Below are 516 nucleotides of genomic sequence, written 5' to 3' on the forward strand. Positions count from 1 at the left end.
GCGTAGTACATGTGTTTCTCTATTGTTTCAATGTTTGGTCGTAGACTAATTAAAGCATTCTAAGGCTATTGATGGATGATGTCTTCAAAATCCAAGCCCGTTAATCGTTTTATGTGCTTAAAGAGGTAGAGCATTGCGTATATCATCACGATGACGCAGGGTATTGTAATAACCGGGTAGCTAAGCAGGTTCATTGTACCAAGCTCGTCATTGAACTCGGCAGTTCCCGAAGGGCTGACGACTATGTACTTTGCCAATGCATAGTTTAGAGCAGCGGAAAGCATGAAAGAGCCCGCTAGTATATAAGTGGCTGTTTTTAAGACACGTTCAAAAGCGCCTTGGTTATTACTTTTGTCGAGAGCTTCATCGACCTTATCAATTTGCAGAATCTTGTCGTTATAAATAAATGTTTTGACCAAGGGGTACTTGGTTTTTAGTGAAACAATCGTACCTATAGCAATGATCAATGGTATGCTGGCTTCTTTGATTGCAATATATTTTGCATCGAGTTCCAAT

1 protein-coding gene is annotated in these 516 nt (G+C 39.9%); it reads right to left on the reverse strand.

Annotated elements, in window-relative coordinates:
- Nucleotides 1–65: 65 nt before the first annotated feature.
- Nucleotides 66–516, reverse strand: a 451-nt coding sequence (locus A3757_RS26395; protein ID WP_304439176.1) for a VC0807 family protein, incomplete at its 5' end; no start/stop codon positions are given.

Source organism: Oleiphilus sp. HI0117 (assembly GCF_001635235.1).